Origin of the sequence: Streptomyces lusitanus, from assembly GCF_042647945.1 — a bacterium.
Classification (GTDB): domain Bacteria; phylum Actinomycetota; class Actinomycetes; order Streptomycetales; family Streptomycetaceae; genus Streptomyces; species Streptomyces pseudogriseolus.
Genome location: NZ_JBHRWL010000019.1, coordinates 79,733 through 97,880 on the forward strand (window position 1 = coordinate 79,733; position 18,148 = coordinate 97,880).

The following is an 18,148-nucleotide window of genomic DNA, read 5'->3' on the forward strand; positions in this document are numbered from 1 at the left end:
GGGTACGGACTCCTTGCAGTGGTGAAGAGATCAGACGAGGGACCCGTAAAGACGGGGCCGACGGTCCCGCAGATACGGATTGGCCTCGCGGGACGCGGCCAGAAGCACCGGGTCGACGTCGGCGAGGAGCAGTTCCTCACCCCGGCCGGCGCGGACGCGGGCGACCCCGTCGGGCCCGGCCAGCGTGGACAGCCCCACGAACTCGAACTCGCCCTCAACACCGACCCGGTTGACGTAGGCGATGTACAGCTGACTTTCGAAGGCCCGCACGGGCACGACGGACTCGGCGACGAACTGGTACGGGTGCAGCTGGGCCGTGGGCACGACCAGCAGGTCGGTGCCGGCGAGGGCGTGGGCGCGGACGTTCTCCGGGAACTCCACGTCGTAGCAGATCATCAGGCCGACGGTGAGGCCGTTCAGCTCGGCCTGGACGACCGTGTTCTCACCTGGGGTGAAGTGATCGTGCTCGAAGCAGCCGTAGAGGTGGGTCTTGCGGTAGTTCGCGAGACGGGTGCCGTCTGGGCCGATGAGCTGCACGGAGTTGTACACGGTGTCGCCGGCGCGCTCGGGGTACCCGTAGGCGACGGCGAGGCCGTGGCGGGCGGCGGTCTCGGCGACCTGGCCGGCGGCGTCGCCGTCGGCGGGCTCGGCGAGGCGGCCGAGATCGTCGCCGATGGCGTACCCGGTGAGGAACAGCTCCGCGGTCACCAGGAGATCTGCGCCCGCTGCGGCCGCGCGGGCGGCGGCGTCGTCGAGAACCTTGAGATTGTCGGCGACGTGGCCGGGGTGGCCGGAGCTTTGGAGCAGGGCGGTGCGCATGGGTGGTCCTCGGCGGGGGGGTGGGGGCACCCATGAAGGTACGGGCGGGCGGCTTTGCCGGACAAGGAGGAGCTGTTGCGCACCGGTGCGGTGGTTGTTGCGTGTGAACCGCCGTTCGCGGCGATTTGTTGCGCGGGGGTGTTGAGGCGCCCGGGGGGTGTCTGCGCCTCTTCTCCAGGCACCGGCGTTGGTGTGGGCCGGGGGGTGTTCGCGCACCTCGGCGCCGACGAGGTGCCGCCGCGCCCACCTGTGCCGCCCCAGGCGGCACGAATGCCCGCAGTTGCGGATATCGCCGACGGCGGGGAGGGGGCGGGGTGGGGGTGGGCGCCCGCAGCGGCTGGCGCGTCCGCGCCCTTGACCATTCAAGCGACTCAATCGCGCCAGACCGAGGACGTCCACCCCCGCCGCGACCCCGCACCACCCACCCCCCGTAGGCGCTACGCGCACCCCCACCGCACCGCAACCCTGCGCCGCAGGCGTCACACCTCAGCCCCCGCCCTCCTGCACCGCACCACCGCGAGCCCCACCGCCAGCACCGCATACGGCACCGCCGCCACCGCGAACGCGGCACCATGACCGTGCCCCGACGCGACCACCGCGTACCCCGCGAACACCGTCAGCGTCACCAGCTCCGTGCCCAGCCCAGCCACCGACGTCAGCGTCGCCCGCCCCGTCGCCTCGATCCGGTGCTGCAACCGCGCCTCCGCCAGCACCGTCGCCGCCTGGAACGCACCGAACGCCACCGCGACCAGCAGCAACCCCGCCACCGTCCCGGCCAGGGCGCCCACCGCCAGTGCGACACCACCCCCACCCACCAGCACAGCGAGCCCACCCGTACCGAACCGCTCCCCCTCCCCCGCCAGCAGACTCCCCGCCGTGGCCCCGCCCCAGATCACCAGCAGCACCCCCGGCACCGCCGCATCCCCCACCCCCGCCTCCCGCACCAGCAACGGCGTGTACTCGTCCAGCGCCCCCCACACCGCCGCGACCGCCGGCACCAACACCAGCGCACCCCGCACGGACCGGTCCCGCCGCGCCTCACGCAGCCCACCCCGCAGAGCCGCGGTCCAGCCCTCCCGCACACCCTTCGCCACCCGGTGCTCGGGAAACCGCAACGCCGTCACCGACGCCACCGCACACACCAGCACACTCGCCGCCCCCACAGCCGCGTGTCCGCCCCACGCCAGCACAGGCCCGGCGAGCCCCATCGCCGCCATCACGGCGACCAGCCCCGCCGCCCGCGCCCGCCCCAGCACCCGGGCGTACCGGTCCGCCGCCCCGCCCCGCTCCAGCTCGTCGTAGACGAGAGCCTCCAGCGCACCGGAGCTCAGTGCCCCACCGGTCCCCCACAGCACGAATCCCACCGCGAACGCGGCGTACGACGGCACGAGCACCCACAGTGCGAATCCCGCGCCCGTCAACAGCGGACCGAGGACCAGCAGCAGCCGCCGCGAGACCGCGTCGGCCCACGCGCCGGACGGCACTTCCAGCACCACGGCCGTGACGGACCACAGGGCGAACAGGGAGGAGATCTGCCACACGGACAGCCCGGCGTCGCTGAACAGCAGCGCGTACACCGGGTACAGCAGAACGAATTCTTCGAGAAACGAGTAGCCGTACAGCGTGGTCGTCAGCCGACGCACGCGCACGTCGACGGCACGCGTGGGCGTGAGAGTCATGAGGCCTTCCCGTAAGGGCGGTTCGGACACCGGACGCTGAGGTCGAACGGCGCCCGAGGCGGCCCTCGGGAGGCACTACGCGTGGATCCACTCGATCCACGCGATCCACGCGATCCACTCGTGAATCAATGTCGCCAGGTCATACCCCCGAGCGTAGCCCTCCCCCGGCCGGCGGCACCACCACATTCCCCTTCCGCCTGAGCCGCTGCCAGGGCAGCCGGTACCCGCTCAGCGCGGTGAGACAGGCCTGCATCAGCACCAGGTACATCACCTGCCGGTACACGACCTGCTGCACCGGCAGCGCCCACAGCGGCCGCAGCCGCTCCCCGTCGAGACGGAACGCGTACGCGGCGCACACCCCCTGCACCGCCAGGACCCCGCACCACGCCAGCAGCGTGAGCGCCGCGTTCCCGAACACCAGCCCGTACACGGTCAGCAGGTCGATCAGCGGGGCGAGCAGCGGCGTGAGGATCTGGAACACGGCGAGCAGCGGCAGCCCCACCCGCCCGAACCGCCCGGCGTGCCCCCGCTCGACGAGGGCGTGCCGGTGCTTCCAGGCGGCCTGCATGGTGCCGTAGCTCCAGCGGTAGCGCTGCCGCCACAGCTGCCGCAGGGACCCGGGCGCCTCGGTCCAGGCGACGGCGTGCTCGGCGTAGCGCACCTGCCACCCGGCCCGGTGCAGGGCCATGGTGAGGTCGGTGTCCTCGGCCAGCGTGTCCCCGCTGAGCATCCCGGCCTGGCGCAGGGCACGCACACGGAAGGCTCCGACGGCGCCGGGGACGGTCGGCATGCAGTGCAGCAGGTCGTACATGCGCCGGTCGAGGTTGAAGCCCATGACGTACTCGATGTGCTGCCAGCGGCCGAGCATGCCGTCGCGGTTGCCGACCTTGGCGTTGCCGGCCGTGGCGCCGACGGCCGGGTCGGCGAACGGCTCGACGAGGCGCCGGACGGTCGAGGGCTCGAAGACGGTGTCGGCGTCCAGCATCACGACGATCTCGTGCGAGGCCCGCAGCACACCGGTGTTGAGCGCGGCCGCCTTGCCCCGGTTGGGCGTGCGCACCACGGTCACCCCGGGCAGCCGCAGCGCCTCGGCGGCGTCCGCGGTCCCGTCGTCGGACCCGTCGTCCACGACGACGATCTCCACGGGGAGATCGCTCGCGGCCAGCGACCGCAGCGTCTTGCTGATGCACACCACCTCGTTGTACGCGGGCACGACCACGCTGACGGGCCCCACGCCCGGCGGCCCGAGCCCGACCCGCGGACGACGCCGCGCGACCCGCGCATGACGGTGGGCCAGCCCCAGCATCACCACGCACCGCGCCAGCACCAGCCCCCCGACGACGAGCAGCAGCGCGCCCAGCACGGACACCGTCGTCCCCGACACGGTCACGGCGGTCACGAACACCCGCCCCCGCCATCGCTCCGCGGTGCCGACCCCACCCGTGAGGCGTTCCACCCCCACCAGCTCGGCGATCGTGGAGAAGCGGTATCCGTCGGCCTTGAGCCGCGGCACCAGCGTCTCAATCGCCCGCACGGTCTGCGAGCGGTCGCCGCCGGAGTCGTGCAGCAGGACGATCGTGCCCCGCCCTGGCACCTCCGGGACGGCCGCGTCGGCGATGGCCCGGGCGCCGGGCCGGCTCCAGTCCCGCGTGTCCTGGTCGACGAAGGCGAGCACGTACCCCTGCTCGCCGAGGTGCCGGGCGACGGACCAGGAGGGCCCGTCCAGGGCGCCCACCGTGGAGGAGTACGGCATCCGCACCAGCGAGCTGTGGACGCCGGCGGCGCCCGCGAGGGCGAGCTGGGTGAACGCCAGCTCGCGGTCGACCGCGTCCTCGGACTGCGTGGCCAGGTCGGGGTGGGAGAAGGTGTGCACCCCGATCTCGTGCCCGGAGCGGATCAGGTCCCGTACGAGGTCCGGGTGGCGGGCGGTCTGCCGTCCGGTGACGAAGAAGGTGCCGGGGACACCCTGGCGGTCGAGGACCTCGCGGATGCGGGGCGTCCACACGGGGTCGGGCCCGTCGTCGAAGGTCAGCACGACCGTTCCGGCGGGCGCCCGGTAGGAGCGCGGCGGATCGTGGCCGGCGTCGACGACCGGCCCCCCGTCCGCGACCTGCCGGGGCACCCCGGCCCCGCTCCGCTCGGCGCGTTCCCCGCGCCCCGCCTCGTCCCCGGCGAAGCCGCGGGAGGTGTACCCCTCGACGGCGAGGACGGAGACGACGAAGGCCAGCAGGACCAGCGGCACCACGATGCGGAACCGGTGCCGCCGCGGCCCCGGGGTCACGGGCGGTCGAGCGGCCGGTCGGTGGGATCGCCGCCGCATCAGGGGGTCCCGGCGGCCGGCGGGTCGTCGGGCAGGGAGGTGCCGGGGTTCCCGGACGGCGCCTCGGGTGTGGGCTGCGGTGTCCCGGGCGGGTCGGACGGGGCGTCCGTACCGGGCTCCGGAGGCTCACCGGTGTCGGGCGGGGGCGGCTCGGAACCACCGCCGTCAGGAGGCGCGGACGGCTCACCGTCACCCGGCTCGGCGGGTTCCCCGGGCTCGTCCGGCTCCTCGGACCCGCCGGGTTCCCCGGCCCCGCCGGGCTCCTCGGAGGGCTCCGGTCCGTCCGTGACCTCGACCCCGTCCCCGTCCGCGTCCGGCGGCTCCACCGGCACCCCGGCGACGCTTCCGGGATCGGCGCCGGGCGGCAGCAGCAACGAGCCCGCCGGGTTCTCCCCGACGATCAGCGGAATGAGCGGCGAACCCGGCCCCACCGCGGCCCCGCCTCCCTCCTGCGGAGACCGCGCGTCCCCGTCCGCGTCCTGCCGCAGCGGCGCCGTGGGCGAGGACTCCCCGGGCAGCGGCGGCAGCAGGGCCTCCGGGGCGAACGGGGTCGCCCCCATCAGGCTCAGCGCGAGCACGCTCAGATATCCGGCGGCCAAGCCGGCGGCTCCGTACCCGGCCCGCCGGAGCAGCCGGGCCCGCCGACCGGAGGCGTCGACGAACACAGGATCCGGCCCCTCGGGCTCGCCGGTCACCGCACCGGCATCGGAGGGCTGCCGCATATGCCCCAGATTACGCCGGTTCGGCGACCCTCACGCGGGGACGGCGCACGGGAGACGGCGCACCGGGGCGGCGGACCTGCCCCGTACTGACGTCACTTACGTCGGCGAGCCGGACGAGAACCGCCGCAGCAGCGGCGACAGCACCAGCACGGACTTGGTCCGCTCGACGAACGGCTCGCCGGCGATGCGCTCCAGCACCCGTTCGAAGTGCCGCATGTCGGAGGCGAAGACCTGGGCGACGGCGTCCGCGTCCCCGGTGACGGTGGACGCGGCGACGACCTCCTGGTACCGCTCGAGGCCCCGCTGGATGGTCTCCGGGGAGGTGTTGCTGCGGCAGTAGATCTCGACGAACCCCTCCGTCTCCCAGCCGAGGGCGGCGGGGTCCACCCGTACGGTGAATCCGGTGATGGCCCCGGTGGCGCGCAGCCGGTCCACGCGCCGTTTGACGGCGGGCGCGGAGAGGCCGACGAGCTGGCCGATGTCCGCGTAGGAGCGGCGGGCGTCCTCGGCGAGGGCGTGCACGATGCGTTCGTCGAGATCGTTCAGCACTGCGGGTCGTTCACTTCGCTTCCGACGGGGCGGGGGCGGCGAGCCGGGAGCGGCGGTAGCCGTAGAGGAAGTAGAACACGAGCCCGACGGCCATCCAGACACCGAAGACGACCCAGGTGACGGTGGACAGGCTGCCCATCATCCACAGGCAGAAGCCGAAGCCGAGAGCCGGCAGCAGCGGGGACAGCGGGACGCGGAAGGTGCGCGGCATGTCGGGGCGGCTGCGGCGCAGCACCACCACGGCGATGTTGACCAGCGCGAAGGCGAAGAGGGTGCCGATGCTGGTGGCGTCGGCGAGCTGGCCGAGCGGGACGGCGGCGGCGAGCACACCGCAGAACAGGGAGACGATCAGGGTGTTGGCGCGGGGCGTGCCGGAGCGCGGGCTGACCCGGGCGAACACCTTGGGCACCAGTCCGTCGCGGGCCATGGCGAACAGGATGCGGGTCTGGCCGTAGAGCACGGTGAGGACGACGCTGGCGATGGCGATGACGGCGCAGAACGCCAGCAGGGTGCCCCAGAAGCTCTGGCCGGTGACCTCGCGCATGATCTGGGCGAGGGTGGCCTCGGAGTCGGTGAACTGCCGCCAGGGCTTGGCGCCCACGGCGACGGCGGCGACCAGGACGTACAGCGCGGTGATGATGGCGAGGGACAGCAGGATCGCGCGCGGCAGGTCGCGCTGGGCGTTCTTGGCCTCCTCGCCGGCGGTGGAGGCGGCGTCGAAGCCGATGTAGGAGAAGAACAGGGTGGCTCCGGCGGCGCTGACGCCGGCCATGCCGAGCGGCATGAAGTTCTCGTAGTTGCCGGAGCGGAAGCCCTGGACGCCGATGGCGCAGAACAGCACGAGGGCGCCGATCTTGACGAGGACCATCACGGTGTTGGCGCGGGCGGACTCGCGGGCGCCGCCGAGCAGGAACGCCATGGCCAGCAGGACGACGATCAGCGCCGGCGCGTTGAAGACGCCGCCGTCGCCGGGCGGGGCGGACAGCGCGGCGGGCAGGGTGACGCCGATGGTGCCGTCGAGGAGTTCGTTGAGGTACTCGCCCCAGCCGACGGCGACGGCGGCGACCGAGACGCCGTACTCCAGCATCAGACACCAGCCGCAGACCCAGGCGATCAGTTCGCCCATCGTTGCGTACGCATACGAGTAGGAGGAGCCGGAGACCGGGATGGTGCCGGCCAGCTCCGCGTAGGAGAGGGCGGAGAAGAGGGCCGTCAGACCGGCGATGACGAAGGACAGGGTGACCGCGGGTCCGGCCTTGGGGACGGCCTCGCCGAGGACGACGAAGATGCCGGTGCCGAGCGTGGCACCGATGCTGATCATGGTCAGCTGCCACAGTCCGAGGGAGCGGCGCAGGGTGCCGCCCTCGCCGTGGCCGCCCTCGGCGACCAGGCGTTCCACGGGCTTGCGGCGCATCAGACGCATGCCCACGCCTTCGGAGTGCGGGGCGGCGGGGCCGCCGTTGTGCGGGGGTGCGCCATGGTCGAGCACGCGGTGACTCCTTGATCGCTGCCGGGCTTCCGCGGCCGGGGACCGACGGCGCCCCGCGACAGCCGGGACCCGTCGAGCGGGGTCCCCGCCACACACGTACAGCGCGTAACCCTACGAGGTTCTTCGTTGCTGCTGAAATGCAGCAACCTTGCGCACCACCGCAAGATCATTGCGTTCCTCGAGGTGAGGCGGGTGTTCGTTGCGCCGGCCGTGTGGGCCGTCGCACACCCGCCTCACCGGACGGGTCAGCTCCAGCTGGCGTGCAGCGGCTTGCCCTCGGCGTAGCCGGCCGCGCTCTGGACGCCGACGACGGCCTTCTCGGCGAACTCCTCCAGCGTGGCGGCGCCGGCGTAGGTGCAGGAGGAGCGGACGCCCGCGATGATCGAGTCGATCAGGTCCTCGACGCCGGGGCGCTCCGGGTCGAGGAACATGCGGGAGGTGGAGATGCCCTCCTCGAACAGCGCCTTGCGGGCGCGGTCGTAGGCGGACTCCTCGGAGGTGCGGTTGCGCACGGCGCGGGCGGAGGCCATGCCGAAGGACTCCTTGTAGGGGCGGCCGTTCGCGTCGTGCTGGAGGTCGCCCGGGGACTCGTAGGTGCCGGCGAACCACGAGCCGATCATCACGTTGGACGCGCCGGCCGCGAGGGCCATGGCCACGTCGCGCGGGTGGCGGACGCCGCCGTCGGCCCACACGTGCTTGCCGTACTTCTTCGCCTCGGCGGCGCACTCCAGCACGGCGGAGAACTGCGGCCGGCCGACGCCGGTCATCATGCGCGTGGTGCACATGGCGCCGGGGCCGACGCCGACCTTGACGACGTCCGCGCCGGCCTCGATGAGGTCGCGGACGCCCTCGGCGGAGACGATGTTGCCGGCGACGAGCGGGACCCGCGGGTCGAGCCCGCGCACCAGGCGGACGGCGTTGACCATCGACTCCTGGTGGCCGTGCGCGGTGTCGATGACAAGGGTGTCGACGCCCGCGTCGAGGAGCTGCTTGGCCTTGCCGGCGACGTCGCCGTTGATGCCGACGGCGGCGGCGACGCGCAGCCGTCCCCGGTCGTCCGTGGCGGGCGTGTACAGGGTGGCGCGCAGGGCGCCCTTGCGGGTGAGGATGCCCGCGAGGCGGCCTTCGGCGTCCACGGCGGGCGCGTAGCGGCGGTTGGCGCCGTCGAGGGTGTTGAAGGCCTCGCGCGGGTCCATGTCGGCGTCCAGGAGGAGCAGGTCCTTGGACATGACCTCGTCGAGCTGGGTGAAGCGGTCCACGCCGGACAGGTCGGCGTCGGTGACCACGCCGACGGGCCGGCGCTCCTCGTCGACGACCACGCCCGCGTTGTGCGCCCGCTTGGGCAGCAGGGACAGCGCGTCTGCCACGGTCTGGTGCGGGGCCAGCACGATCGGGGTGTCCAGCACCAGGTGGCGGGCCTTCACCCAGGAGACGACCTCGGCGACGACCTCGATCGGGATGTCCTGCGGTATGACCACCAGTCCGCCGCGCCGGGCGACCGTCTCGGCCATGCGGCGGCCGGCGATGGCGGTCATGTTGGCGACGACGAGCGGGATCGTGGTACCCGTGCCGTCCGGGGAGCTGAGGTCCACACCCTGCCGCGAGCCGACCGCGGAGCGGCTCGGCACCATGAAGACGTCGTCGTACGTCAGGTCGTAGGGGGGCTGGATGTCGTTGAGGAAACGCACGTGCTGCACATCCCAGTCGATCAGAGGTGGCCCCCGGACAGGTCAGCCAGGGGGAAGAGCACGTACTTCATTCTCCCACGGCGACCGGAATGTCAGGCCCGGTCGGATCGTCCAGCCCCGCCGGGACGGTGCTCGGCGGATCCTCCAACGGCGAGCGCCACGGTGAGCGACGGGGCGCGTTCCGCGGCCTCGGCGAACACCTCCTGGGCGGTCGCCCACTCCTGGGGGCGGGCGTCGGCGTAGGCCCGCCAGCCGCGGACGACGAGCAGCAGCCCGCGTCCGTCCGCGCCCTCGGGCCAGACGGCGCGGTCGGACAGGGAGTCCGCCAGGGCGTCCCAGTTGCGGCCGAACCAGTCGGGCAGGCCCAGCGCGCGGGCGCACCGGTCCATCAGGCCCGCCTTGTCGGTCACCCCGTCGAGGTCGAGGGGGACCACGAGCCGGCCGGTGAGGTCGTGGGTCATCTCGGTACCGCCGTGAACGATGCGTAGTGGTCGTCGGTGTAGTACGTCTCGCCGTTCCGGCCGGTGACGATGCGCCGGGCGCCCCGGTCGTCCGATCCGGGCGTGGGGACGGTGTACTCACGGTAGTAGCCGCGCTCGCGCCGGGGCAGCAGCCCTTCGAAGTTGCCGAACACGGAGCCGTCCCGCTCGTAGGGGAACGGGCCGCCCGCATCGATGAGTCGCAGCGTGCGGCGGGCCTCGGCGGGCAGCTCGGACACCTCGGCGACGGGCATCCCGCGGGCCCAGGCCGGGACTCCGCCGCCGTCGCCGCCGTCGTCACCGCCGGCCGAGCAGCCCGCCAGCAGGGCGAGCAGCAGGCAGGCCACGAGACGCGGGAGAAGGGCCCGGGGCGGCATCATGCGGCCGATGCTGCCAGCCTCCTCCAGGTCCCACCCTCCGTCAGGGGCCGTCCGGGTCCGCGCGGTTCAGGGCGGAGCGCGGGGCGGGTCCGGCGGTCATCAGGTAGTCGGCGGCCGACGTGTCGGTCACCAGGCTGGTGACCAGGCCGGAGCGCAGCACCGCGTCGATCGCCGGTCCCTTGCGCTGTCCGCCGGCGATGGCGACGACCTCGGGCACCTTGCGCAGCTGGTCGGTCTTGACCGTGATGCACCGCTCCCCCAGGTCGCGGCCGACCCGGCGCCCCTCGGCGTCGAAGAGGTGGGCGGACATCTCGGCGGCCACGCCGAGGGAGGCGTAGTGGGCCCGCTCCTCGTCGCTGAGCATGTCGTGCACCGTGGAGATGCCGGGCTCCCAGGAGCCGATGGAGACACAGGCGACGGTGACCTTGTCGAAGTACTCGAAGGCCCGCGCGATGCCCGTCTGGTGGCGCAGCGCCTCCGCGGTGGCGGCGTCGGGCAGCAGCATCGGCGCGTAGATGGGGTGGGCGTCGCCGCCCGACACCTGCGCGGCGCGGCGCACGGCCTCGACCGAGCCGCGCTCCGCCGTGCCCGCGTCGTAGACGCCGGTCAGCTGGACGACCGTGCAGGGCGGCAGCCGGTCCAGGGCCGCCGCCATGTGGATGGTGGAACGCCCCCAGGCGAGGCCCAGCACGTCCCCCTCGTTGACCAGCTCGCCGAGCAGGTCGGCGGCCACCTCTCCCAGGTTCTCGGGATCGGGCGTCTCCTCGGCCTCGGCCGGGGACTCGACCACGACGGCGTGCCGCAGGCCGTAGCGGGCGCGGAGCGCGTCCGAGCGCTCGGCGTCCAGCTCGGCGGGCACGCGGATCTCGATGCGTACCAGATCCCACTCGAGGGCGGTCTCCAGGACCCGGGCCACCTTGAAGCGGCTGACGCCGAACTCCTCGGCGATCTGGATCTTGGACTTCCCCTCGAGGTAGAAGCGGCGGGCCATGGCCGCCGCCTGCACCAGCTCAGCGGGTCCCATCCGCATGGCTGACCGGCCCGCCGACATACCCGACACGGCGATCTCCTCACTGCTGTTCACACTCTGGACTCGCCGTTCATCCTTGCAGATCCGGCGCTGCCGATCAGCCCTGCCGACCGCCGTTCACGTATATGACGCTCAGTGGTCAGGCAACCACGACGCCTTGGCCGTCGCCGCCTCCGCCTGCGCGCGCAGGGCACGCACCGCCTCGGCCGGATCCGATGCCCCGTACACGGCGGAGCCCGCGACGAAGACGTCCGCCCCGGCCTCGGCGCACCGCTCGATCGTCGAGGCCGACACGCCGCCGTCGACCTGGAGCCACAGCTCCAGGCCGTGCTTGCTGATCAGCTCACGGGTGCGGCGGATCTTCGGCAGCATGATGTCGAGGAACGCCTGCCCGCCGAAGCCCGGCTCAACCGTCATGATCAGCAGCATGTCCAGCTCGGGCAGCAGATCCTCGTACGGCTCGACCGGCGTCGCGGGCCGCAGCGCCATGGAGGCGCGGGCGCCCTTGGCCCGGATCTCCCGGGCGAGCCGGACGGGCGCGGTGGCCGCCTCGACGTGGAAGGTGACGGACCCCGCCCCCGCCTCCACGTACTGCGGCGCCCAGCGGTCGGGCGCCTCGATCATCAGATGGCAGTCCAGCGGCGTGTCCGTGGCCCGGGCGAGCGACTCGACGACCGGCACGCCGAGCGTCAGGTTCGGCACGAAGTGGTTGTCCATCACGTCGACGTGGAGCCAGTCGGCTCCCTCCACGGCCTTCGCCTCCTCGGCGAGCCGGGCGAAGTCGGCGGACAGGATGCTGGGGCTGATCTGCGGGGCCATGCGCCAAGGGTATGCGGTGCGGGGCGCGACGGTACGGACGGTCCGGGGACTGGTCAACGCCCTCGCGCCGGCTGCGCCGAACCCCGGCGCCTGTGGGTCACGCGGCGGCCCCATACGCCCGGGCGCCTGCCGGATACCTGCGGCTGGCAGGGTATCGGGCACCGGCGTTGGTGCGGGCCGGGGGGTGTCGGCGCAACTCGGCGCCAGCGAGGTGCCGCCGCGCCCACCCGTGCCGCCCCAGGCGGCACGAATGCCCGCAGTTGCGGATATCGCCGACGGCGGGGAGGGGGCGGGGTGGGGGTGGGCGCCCGCAGCGGCTGGCGCGTCCTCCCCCCGCACCTCGTAAACACGCACTCTCGCGCCAGACCGAGGACGTCCACCCCCAGCGCGACCCCGCACCACCCACCCCCCGCAGGCGCTACAGCAACCCCCACCGGACAGAACCCTGCGCCGCAGGCATCCGACCGCAACCAGGTCAGCCCGTCCGGCGCAGCAGCGCCAGATACATGGCGTCCGTGCCGTGCAGATGCGGCCACAGCTGGATGTCAGGGCCGTCGCCCAGGTCAGGCACATCCTCAAGCAGAGGACGCGCGTCGATCAGTTCCGCGTCCGGGAACTGCTTGAGCAGGTCCCCCACCACCGCCCGCGTCTCCGCGAGATGCGGCGAGCACGTCGCGTAGCCGACGACACCACCCACCCGCACCGACTCCAACGCACTGCGCAGCAACCCCCGCTGAAGCGGCGCGAAACCGTCCAGATCCTCCGGGCGCCGCCGCCACCGCGCCTCGGGCCGCCGCCGCAGCGCGCCCAGACCGGTGCACGGCACATCCACCAGCACCCGGTCGAAGCTCCCGGGCCGCCACGGCGGACGCGTCCCGTCCGCGGCGACCACGCCATACGGCCCCGGATTCCCGGCCAGCGCTTTCGCGACCAGCCCCGCCCGATGCGGCTGCTTCTCCGAGGCCAGCAGCACGGCCCCCCGCTCAGCGGCCAGCGCCCCGAGCAACGCCGCCTTGCCGCCAGGCCCCGCGCACGCGTCCAGCCACCGCCGGTCCGGCCCGTCCACAGGCGCGGAAGCCAGCGCGAGCGCGACCAGCTGGCTGCCCTCGTCCTGCACCCCGGCCCGCCCCTCGGCGACCGCGGGAACCGCGCCGGGCTCCCCGCCCTCGCTGAGCCGCACCGCGTACGGGGACCAGCGCCCGGGGACGGCGGCCTCCTCGGCGAGCAGCTCCTCGGTGGTGGCCCGCCCGGGACGGGCGACCAGCGTCACCTCGGGCCGCTCGTTGTCGGCCCGCAGCAGCTCCTCCACGCCGGCGCGCCCGCCGCCGAGGGAGTCCCACAGCGCGGAGACGACCCAGCGCGGGTGGGAGTGGACGACGGCGAGGTGGTCCTCGGGGTCCTCGTCGTACGGCGGCGCGACCCGCTCCAGCCAGCCGTCCAGGTCGTCCTGGGCGATCTTCCGCAGCACGGCGTTGACGAACTTGGCGCGCCCGTCGCCGAGCACGACCCGGGCCAGTTCCACGGTGGCGGACACGGCGGCGTGCGTCGGGATCCGCGTGCCGAGGAGCTGGTGCGCGCCGAGGCTCAGCACGTCCAGCACCGGCGGGTCCACCTCGCGCAGCGGCCGGTCGACGCAGGCCGCGATGACGGCGTCGTAGGTGCCCTGGCGGCGCAGGGTGCCGTACACCAGCTCGGTGGCCAGCGCCGCGTCCCGCGCGTCGAAATCGTCCTTCTCCCGCGCCTTGCGCAGCAACGGAGGCAGGACGAGGTTGGCGTACGCGTCACGCTCGTCCACGGCCCGCAGCGCCTCGAAGGCGAGGATGCGGACGGGGTCCTTCTTGGGACGGCGGTAAGGCTTGGCGGGCCTGCGGGGCCGACGGGGCTGGTCGCTCACGAAAAAGGTGCTCCGGATGTGGGGTGAGGTGCGCGCTCAAGCGTACGTCGTGCAGCACCCAGGGGCTGAGGTGCGTCAGTCCCCCAGCGTCTCCCCCGCCGCGATCCGCACCCCGCGCGCCCAGTCCGCGGCGCGCATCGGCTTCTTGCCCTGCGGCTGCACCCACAGCAGCTCCACGGCGTAGGAACCGGTCCCGACGTGCACGTCGTTCTTCCCGGCGGACAGCAGCCCGGGCGTCAGGTCCGTCCGCTCCGGTACGGGCCGGGCCTGGACGATCTTCAGCCGCTCGCCGCGGAAGGTGGTCCACGCGCCGGGCGCGGGCGTGCAGCCGCGCACCACCCGGTCGACGCGCAGCGCCGGGGCGCGCCAGTCGACGTGGGCGTCCTCGACGTTGACCTTGGGGGCCAGGCTGACGCCCTCGGCGGGCTGCGGCACGGCCTTGAGCGTGCCGTCCTCGATGCCGTCCATGGTCGCGGCGAGCAGTCCGGAGCCGGCGAAGGCGAGCCGGGTGAGCAGGTCGCCGCTGGTGTCGGTGGGGCGGATCTCCTCGGTGACGGTGCCGTAGACGGGCCCGGAGTCCAGCCCCTCCTCGATGAGGAAGGTGCTGGCGCCGGTGATCTCGTCGCCCGCCATGATCGCGTGCTGCACGGGGGCGGCTCCCCGCCAGGCGGGGAGCAGCGAGAAGTGCAGGTTGACCCAGCCGTGGGCGGGGATGTCGAGGGCCACGCGCGGCAGGAGCGCGCCGTAGGCGACGACGGGGCAGCAGTCGGGGGCGATCTCCTTGAGCCGCTCGAGGAAGTCGGGGTCCTTCGGCCGGACCGGCTTCAGCACCTCGATGCCGGCCTCCTCCGCCCGCTCGGCGACCGGCGAGGCGACCAGCCTGCGCCCCCGCCCGGCGGGCGCGTCGGGCCGCGTGACGACGGCGGCGACCTCGTGCCGCCCGGAGGCGAGAAGAGCGTCCAGTGCGGGAACGGCGACCTCGGGGGTACCGGCGAAGACGAGCTTCATGGGGTGCGGCGGGCCTCTCGGGCGGGAACGGTTCGGGCGACGCACCAGTCTATGGGCCGGGCGTCTCGCGCGGACGCAGGGACGGAATCCGCGTCCGTGCCCGTCGCCTCACGGTGCAGGAACGTTCCGAGCTGGGACCGGTCCCGGCCGCCACAGCTCCCGGCGGGGGCGTACGCATATGCCGCCGCGCCCCAGCCCGTGACCCGGGGACGGGAGCCGCGTTGGTCAAGAAAGAGTTGACCACGGGCCCCGACAGGGTCCATCCCTTTCAACGCCGGTTCGAGAGGCTTGTTCATGGCCGACCACGCAACCCACGACGCCCAGGCTCGGGCCAGCCTGCACTTGCTGGTGCGGGACATCGAGCGGGTCCGCCGGCAGGTGGACGCACTGCGCACGCTCACCGCCCAGCTCGGCAACGTCTACCGCCCGCGCCGCTCCGGCCCCTCCACGGGCTTCGTCGTCTACGGGCGGGCCCCCGCCCCGACCGTCCGCCTCGCCCAGGAACTGCGGGACAGCGTCGAGACCCTGGTCACGGCCGCCGTCGACTTCGACCGCTCCCTGGGCTTCTCGTGGGACGCGGTGGGCTCCGCGCTCGGGGTGACCAAGCAGGCGGTGCACCGCCGGTACGGGGCGCGCCGGGCGGCCGCGCAGGCGGCGGCGTCCGCCGAGACCGAGCGGGCCCCGGAGTCGACGGCCGCCCGCACGGTCAACGTCGGCTCCGGCGTGACCACGGTGCCGACGGTGCCGGCGGCCCGCGCCATGCCGACCCAGCCCACGGCGGGCAGCCCGTCCCTCCGTGACGACCCACGCCCCACGGCCTTCCCGACCCCCCGCAACGGCTGACCCCGCCCGCCCTCCCGGCGACCCCGGGAGGGCGTGCCTCGCGTTCGAAGGCACGCCCGGTTCCGCCTCCCCCGGGGCCGCAGCCGCTGTCGCACCCCGCGCCTCGCACCCCGCGCGCCGTGTGCCGCGCGCCCCGTTCCGCGTGCCGCGTCGCCCCTACCCGATGTCCGGCGGATCGATCCGCACCCACACCGGCGTGCTCCCGCCCCGCGCACCCCGTGCCATCCGCGCCGCCTGCGCGGCCTTCAGCGCGCCCGCCAGGGCCGCGCCGCTGCCCGGGGGCACGCGGATCAGGGAGCGGTCCCACTGCTCCCCCGGCGGGGGCGCGCCCGGGCGGCGGGGGCGGCCCGCCGGGGTGACCGGCATCGGCACCGGACCCAGCACCTCCGCCTGGGGCGGCAGTTCCACGGCGCGCAGGAACTCGGCCACCGCCTCCCCCGGCCCCGCCACCGCCGCCATCCGCGACACCGGCGGGAAGCCCAGCTCGCCCCGCTCCCCCAGCTCCCGTACCGCGTAACCGGCCGGGTCCCAGCGCACCAGCGCCTGCACCGGGCGCAGGGTAGGTTCGGCGACCACGACCACCGTGCCGCCCGCCGTCTGCGGCCGGACCAGCGACGCCGCGCCCATCCACCGCCGCAGCGCGTCCTCCCCGGCCCGCAGGTCGGGGCGGCTCAGCATGGCCCACCCGTCCAGCAGCAGCGCCGCCGCGTACCCGCCCTCGGCCACCGGTTCCGCGCCCGGTGTGCTCACCACCACCGCCGGCGTCCCCGGCACCGTGTCCAGCACGTGCTCGCGCCCCGACGTACGGACCGGGACCGCGGGGAACGCCCGCCCCAGCTCCTCGGCGGTCCGCCGCGCCCCCACCACCTGCGCCCGCAGCCGGAAGCCGCCGCACTCGGGACAGTGCCAGCCGCTCTCCGTGCGCCCGCACCACCCGCAGCGCAGGTCGTCGGAGCCGTGCGCCTGAAGCGGTCCGGAGCAGTGGCGGCACCGCGCCGGCGCCCGGCAGGTCGCACACGCCATCCGCGGGACGTAACCCCGCCGGGGCACCTGGACCAGCACCGGGCCGTGCCGCAGCCCCTCCCGGACGGCCTGCCAGGCGAGCGTGGGCAGGCGGGCGGCCCGGGCGGCCTCGTCCCGCGCGACGTCCTGGTCGCCCACGGTCCGCACCAGCGGCGCGGCGGCCCGCACCCGCTCCCGGGCGGCCTGCAACGGCCGCGCCCAGCCGGTGTCCACGAGCTGGGCGGCCTCCACGGTGCAGCTCCAGCCGCCCAGCAGGAAGCCGCACCGGTCCTGCGCGGCCCGCAGCAGCAGCACCTCGCGGGCATGCGGCTGGGGGGCGTGCTGTTCGCTGTGGTTGTCGTCGCCGTCGTCCCAGACGGCGACCAGACCGAGGTCGCGCACCGGGGCGAACATCGCCGCCCGCGTCCCGATCACCGCCCGCACCGACCCGCGCCGCACGGCGAGCCACTGGGCGTAACGCTTCTCGGGTCCGGCGTCGGCGGTGAGCACCGCGTGGCGGCCCTCCCCCAGCAGGCCGGTGAGCGCGGCGTCGAGCCGGGCCACGGCCCGTCCGTCCGGCAGGACGACCAGCGCGCCCCGGCCCGAGGACAGGGTCGCCGCGACCGCCCGGGCGATCTCCTCGCACCACAGCGGACCGGGCAGCGCGCTCCACACGGCTCGCGGGCTGCCGCCCGAGGCCAGCGACTCCAGGAAGGCCGGGCCCTGCTCGTACCGCGCCCAGGATTCCGCCGCCGGAGCCGGGGGCGGCGGCAACGGGTCGGGGGACGCGCGCCGCTCGGCGCGGGCGTTGCGCGGCGGCACCGCGAGCTGGAGGACGTCGGCGAGGCTGCCCGCGTACCGGTCGGCGACCGCGCGGGCGAGACCGAGCAGCTCCTCGTCCAGCACCCGCTCGGGCGAGACGACCTGGGCCAGCGCGGCCAGCGGGCCCGAGTAGTCGGACTCGGCCCGGCGCTCGATCAGGAACCCGTCGATCAGGCCGCCGCCCTCACGCCGCCCGCCCTGCACCCGGTGCCGGCCGGCGCCGAAACGCACCCGCACCCGGACCCCCGGCTGGGCCTCGGCGTCCAGCTCCTCGGGCACGGCGTAGTCGAAGTAGCGGTCGAGGTGGAGGACGCCCTTGTCGACGAGGACCCGGGCGACGGGCAGCTCCTTGGCGAGGGCGGCGCCGCGCCAGGTGCGGGGCTTGGCCCGGGGGGCCTTGGCCTGCCGCACGCTCTCGCGGATGAGCGCGAGCTGTTCGGGCGGCGCTCCCTGCGCGCCGCCGTCCCCGGGTCCGTCCTCGCTGCTCACCCCTGCATTGTTCCAAACGCGACTGACACCACCCCTGCCGCCGGTGCGCCCCGCGGCAGGCCGGCCGCAGGAGCCACCGAGTCCCGCCCCCTGGACGCGCCTGGGCCCGGCGCCCC

General features: G+C 74.5%; 15 protein-coding genes. 1 reads left to right on the forward strand and 14 read right to left on the reverse strand.

Annotated features, from left to right (window positions below):
- Positions 1 to 30 precede the first annotated feature (30 nt).
- The 13 genes from ACFOSY_RS25795 to fmt all read right to left on the reverse strand — a co-directional run bounded on the left by ACFOSY_RS25795 (position 31) and on the right by fmt (position 14,876).
- Positions 31 to 819, reverse strand: a complete 789-nt coding sequence (locus ACFOSY_RS25795; RefSeq protein WP_394311053.1) for a carbon-nitrogen hydrolase family protein — start codon at positions 817 to 819, stop codon at positions 31 to 33.
- A gap of 479 nt (positions 820 to 1,298) precedes the next feature.
- Positions 1,299 to 2,498: an MFS transporter gene (locus ACFOSY_RS25800; protein ID WP_394311055.1), complete on the reverse strand. Its 1,200-nt coding sequence runs from the start codon at positions 2,496 to 2,498 to the stop codon at positions 1,299 to 1,301.
- A gap of 139 nt (positions 2,499 to 2,637) precedes the next feature.
- The gene (locus ACFOSY_RS25805) at positions 2,638 to 4,818 is read right to left on the reverse strand and encodes a bifunctional polysaccharide deacetylase/glycosyltransferase family 2 protein (RefSeq protein WP_394311057.1); all 2,181 of its coding nucleotides are present in this window, start codon (positions 4,816 to 4,818) and stop codon (positions 2,638 to 2,640) included.
- The gene (locus ACFOSY_RS25810) at positions 4,818 to 5,540 is read right to left on the reverse strand and encodes a hypothetical protein (protein ID WP_394311058.1); all 723 of its coding nucleotides are present in this window, start codon (positions 5,538 to 5,540) and stop codon (positions 4,818 to 4,820) included. Before ACFOSY_RS25810 ends, ACFOSY_RS25805 begins: the two co-directional genes overlap by 1 nt.
- Positions 5,541 to 5,636: 96 nt before the next feature.
- On the reverse strand, positions 5,637 to 6,089 hold the full coding sequence (locus tag ACFOSY_RS25815) for an Lrp/AsnC family transcriptional regulator (RefSeq protein ID WP_033275118.1): 453 nt from the start codon (positions 6,087 to 6,089) through the stop codon (positions 5,637 to 5,639).
- A gap of 10 nt (positions 6,090 to 6,099) precedes the next feature.
- On the reverse strand, positions 6,100 to 7,578 hold the full coding sequence (locus tag ACFOSY_RS25820) for an amino acid permease (RefSeq protein WP_394311060.1): 1,479 nt from the start codon (positions 7,576 to 7,578) through the stop codon (positions 6,100 to 6,102).
- Positions 7,579 to 7,823: 245 nt separating this feature from the next.
- Positions 7,824 to 9,266, reverse strand: coding sequence for a GuaB1 family IMP dehydrogenase-related protein (locus tag ACFOSY_RS25825; RefSeq protein ID WP_394311507.1), 1,443 nt, complete (start codon positions 9,264 to 9,266; stop codon positions 7,824 to 7,826).
- A 92-nt stretch (positions 9,267 to 9,358) separates the two neighbouring features.
- Positions 9,359 to 9,727 carry a barstar family protein gene (locus ACFOSY_RS25830; RefSeq protein WP_394311062.1) on the reverse strand — a complete coding sequence of 123 codons (369 nt, stop codon included), beginning with the start codon at positions 9,725 to 9,727 and terminating at the stop codon, positions 9,359 to 9,361.
- Positions 9,724 to 10,125 (reverse strand): ribonuclease domain-containing protein, encoded by a 402-nt coding sequence (locus ACFOSY_RS25835; RefSeq protein WP_394311064.1) that lies wholly within the window; start codon positions 10,123 to 10,125, stop codon positions 9,724 to 9,726. Before ACFOSY_RS25835 ends, ACFOSY_RS25830 begins: the two co-directional genes overlap by 4 nt.
- Positions 10,126 to 10,165: 40 nt before the next feature.
- Entirely contained in the window at positions 10,166 to 11,209 is a 1,044-nt protein-coding gene (locus ACFOSY_RS25840) for a sugar-binding transcriptional regulator (protein WP_394311066.1), read from the reverse strand.
- A 78-nt stretch (positions 11,210 to 11,287) separates the two neighbouring features.
- Positions 11,288 to 11,974, reverse strand: a complete 687-nt coding sequence (gene rpe / locus ACFOSY_RS25845; protein ID WP_394311068.1) for a ribulose-phosphate 3-epimerase — start codon at positions 11,972 to 11,974, stop codon at positions 11,288 to 11,290.
- Between the two features lie 475 nt (positions 11,975 to 12,449).
- Positions 12,450 to 13,868 carry an RsmB/NOP family class I SAM-dependent RNA methyltransferase gene (locus ACFOSY_RS25850; RefSeq protein WP_394311070.1) on the reverse strand — a complete coding sequence of 473 codons (1,419 nt, stop codon included), beginning with the start codon at positions 13,866 to 13,868 and terminating at the stop codon, positions 12,450 to 12,452.
- 75 nt (positions 13,869 to 13,943) lie between these two features.
- Positions 13,944 to 14,876, reverse strand: a complete 933-nt coding sequence (gene fmt / locus ACFOSY_RS25855) for a methionyl-tRNA formyltransferase (RefSeq protein ID WP_394311073.1) — start codon at positions 14,874 to 14,876, stop codon at positions 13,944 to 13,946.
- Between the two features lie 294 nt (positions 14,877 to 15,170).
- On the opposite strand from fmt, the gene ACFOSY_RS25860 reads away from it, so the two are divergent.
- Entirely contained in the window at positions 15,171 to 15,719 is a 549-nt protein-coding gene (locus ACFOSY_RS25860; protein ID WP_394311075.1) for a hypothetical protein, read from the forward strand.
- A 156-nt stretch (positions 15,720 to 15,875) separates the two neighbouring features.
- Here the strand turns inward: ACFOSY_RS25860 and ACFOSY_RS25865 are convergent, their stop codons facing one another.
- Positions 15,876 to 18,032: a primosomal protein N' gene (locus ACFOSY_RS25865; protein ID WP_394311077.1), complete on the reverse strand. Its 2,157-nt coding sequence runs from the start codon at positions 18,030 to 18,032 to the stop codon at positions 15,876 to 15,878.
- Between the last annotated feature and the right edge of the window lie 116 nt (positions 18,033 to 18,148).

Coding starts and splice junctions, on each gene's coding strand:
- ACFOSY_RS25795 (WP_394311053.1), bottom strand. CDS start 819: ATGCGCACCGCCCTGCTCCAAAGCTCCGGCCACCCCGGCCACGTCGCC.
- ACFOSY_RS25805 (WP_394311057.1), bottom strand. CDS start 4,818: ATGCGGCGGCGATCCCACCGACCGGCCGCTCGACCGCCCGTGACCCCG.
- ACFOSY_RS25830 (WP_394311062.1), bottom strand. CDS start 9,727: ATGACCCACGACCTCACCGGCCGGCTCGTGGTCCCCCTCGACCTCGAC.
- ACFOSY_RS25800 (WP_394311055.1), bottom strand. CDS start 2,498: ATGACTCTCACGCCCACGCGTGCCGTCGACGTGCGCGTGCGTCGGCTG.
- rpe (WP_394311068.1), bottom strand. CDS start 11,974: ATGGCCCCGCAGATCAGCCCCAGCATCCTGTCCGCCGACTTCGCCCGG.
- ACFOSY_RS25835 (WP_394311064.1), bottom strand. CDS start 10,125: ATGATGCCGCCCCGGGCCCTTCTCCCGCGTCTCGTGGCCTGCCTGCTG.
- ACFOSY_RS25810 (WP_394311058.1), bottom strand. CDS start 5,540: ATGCGGCAGCCCTCCGATGCCGGTGCGGTGACCGGCGAGCCCGAGGGG.
- ACFOSY_RS25860 (WP_394311075.1), top strand. CDS start 15,171: ATGGCCGACCACGCAACCCACGACGCCCAGGCTCGGGCCAGCCTGCAC.
- fmt (WP_394311073.1), bottom strand. CDS start 14,876: ATGAAGCTCGTCTTCGCCGGTACCCCCGAGGTCGCCGTTCCCGCACTG.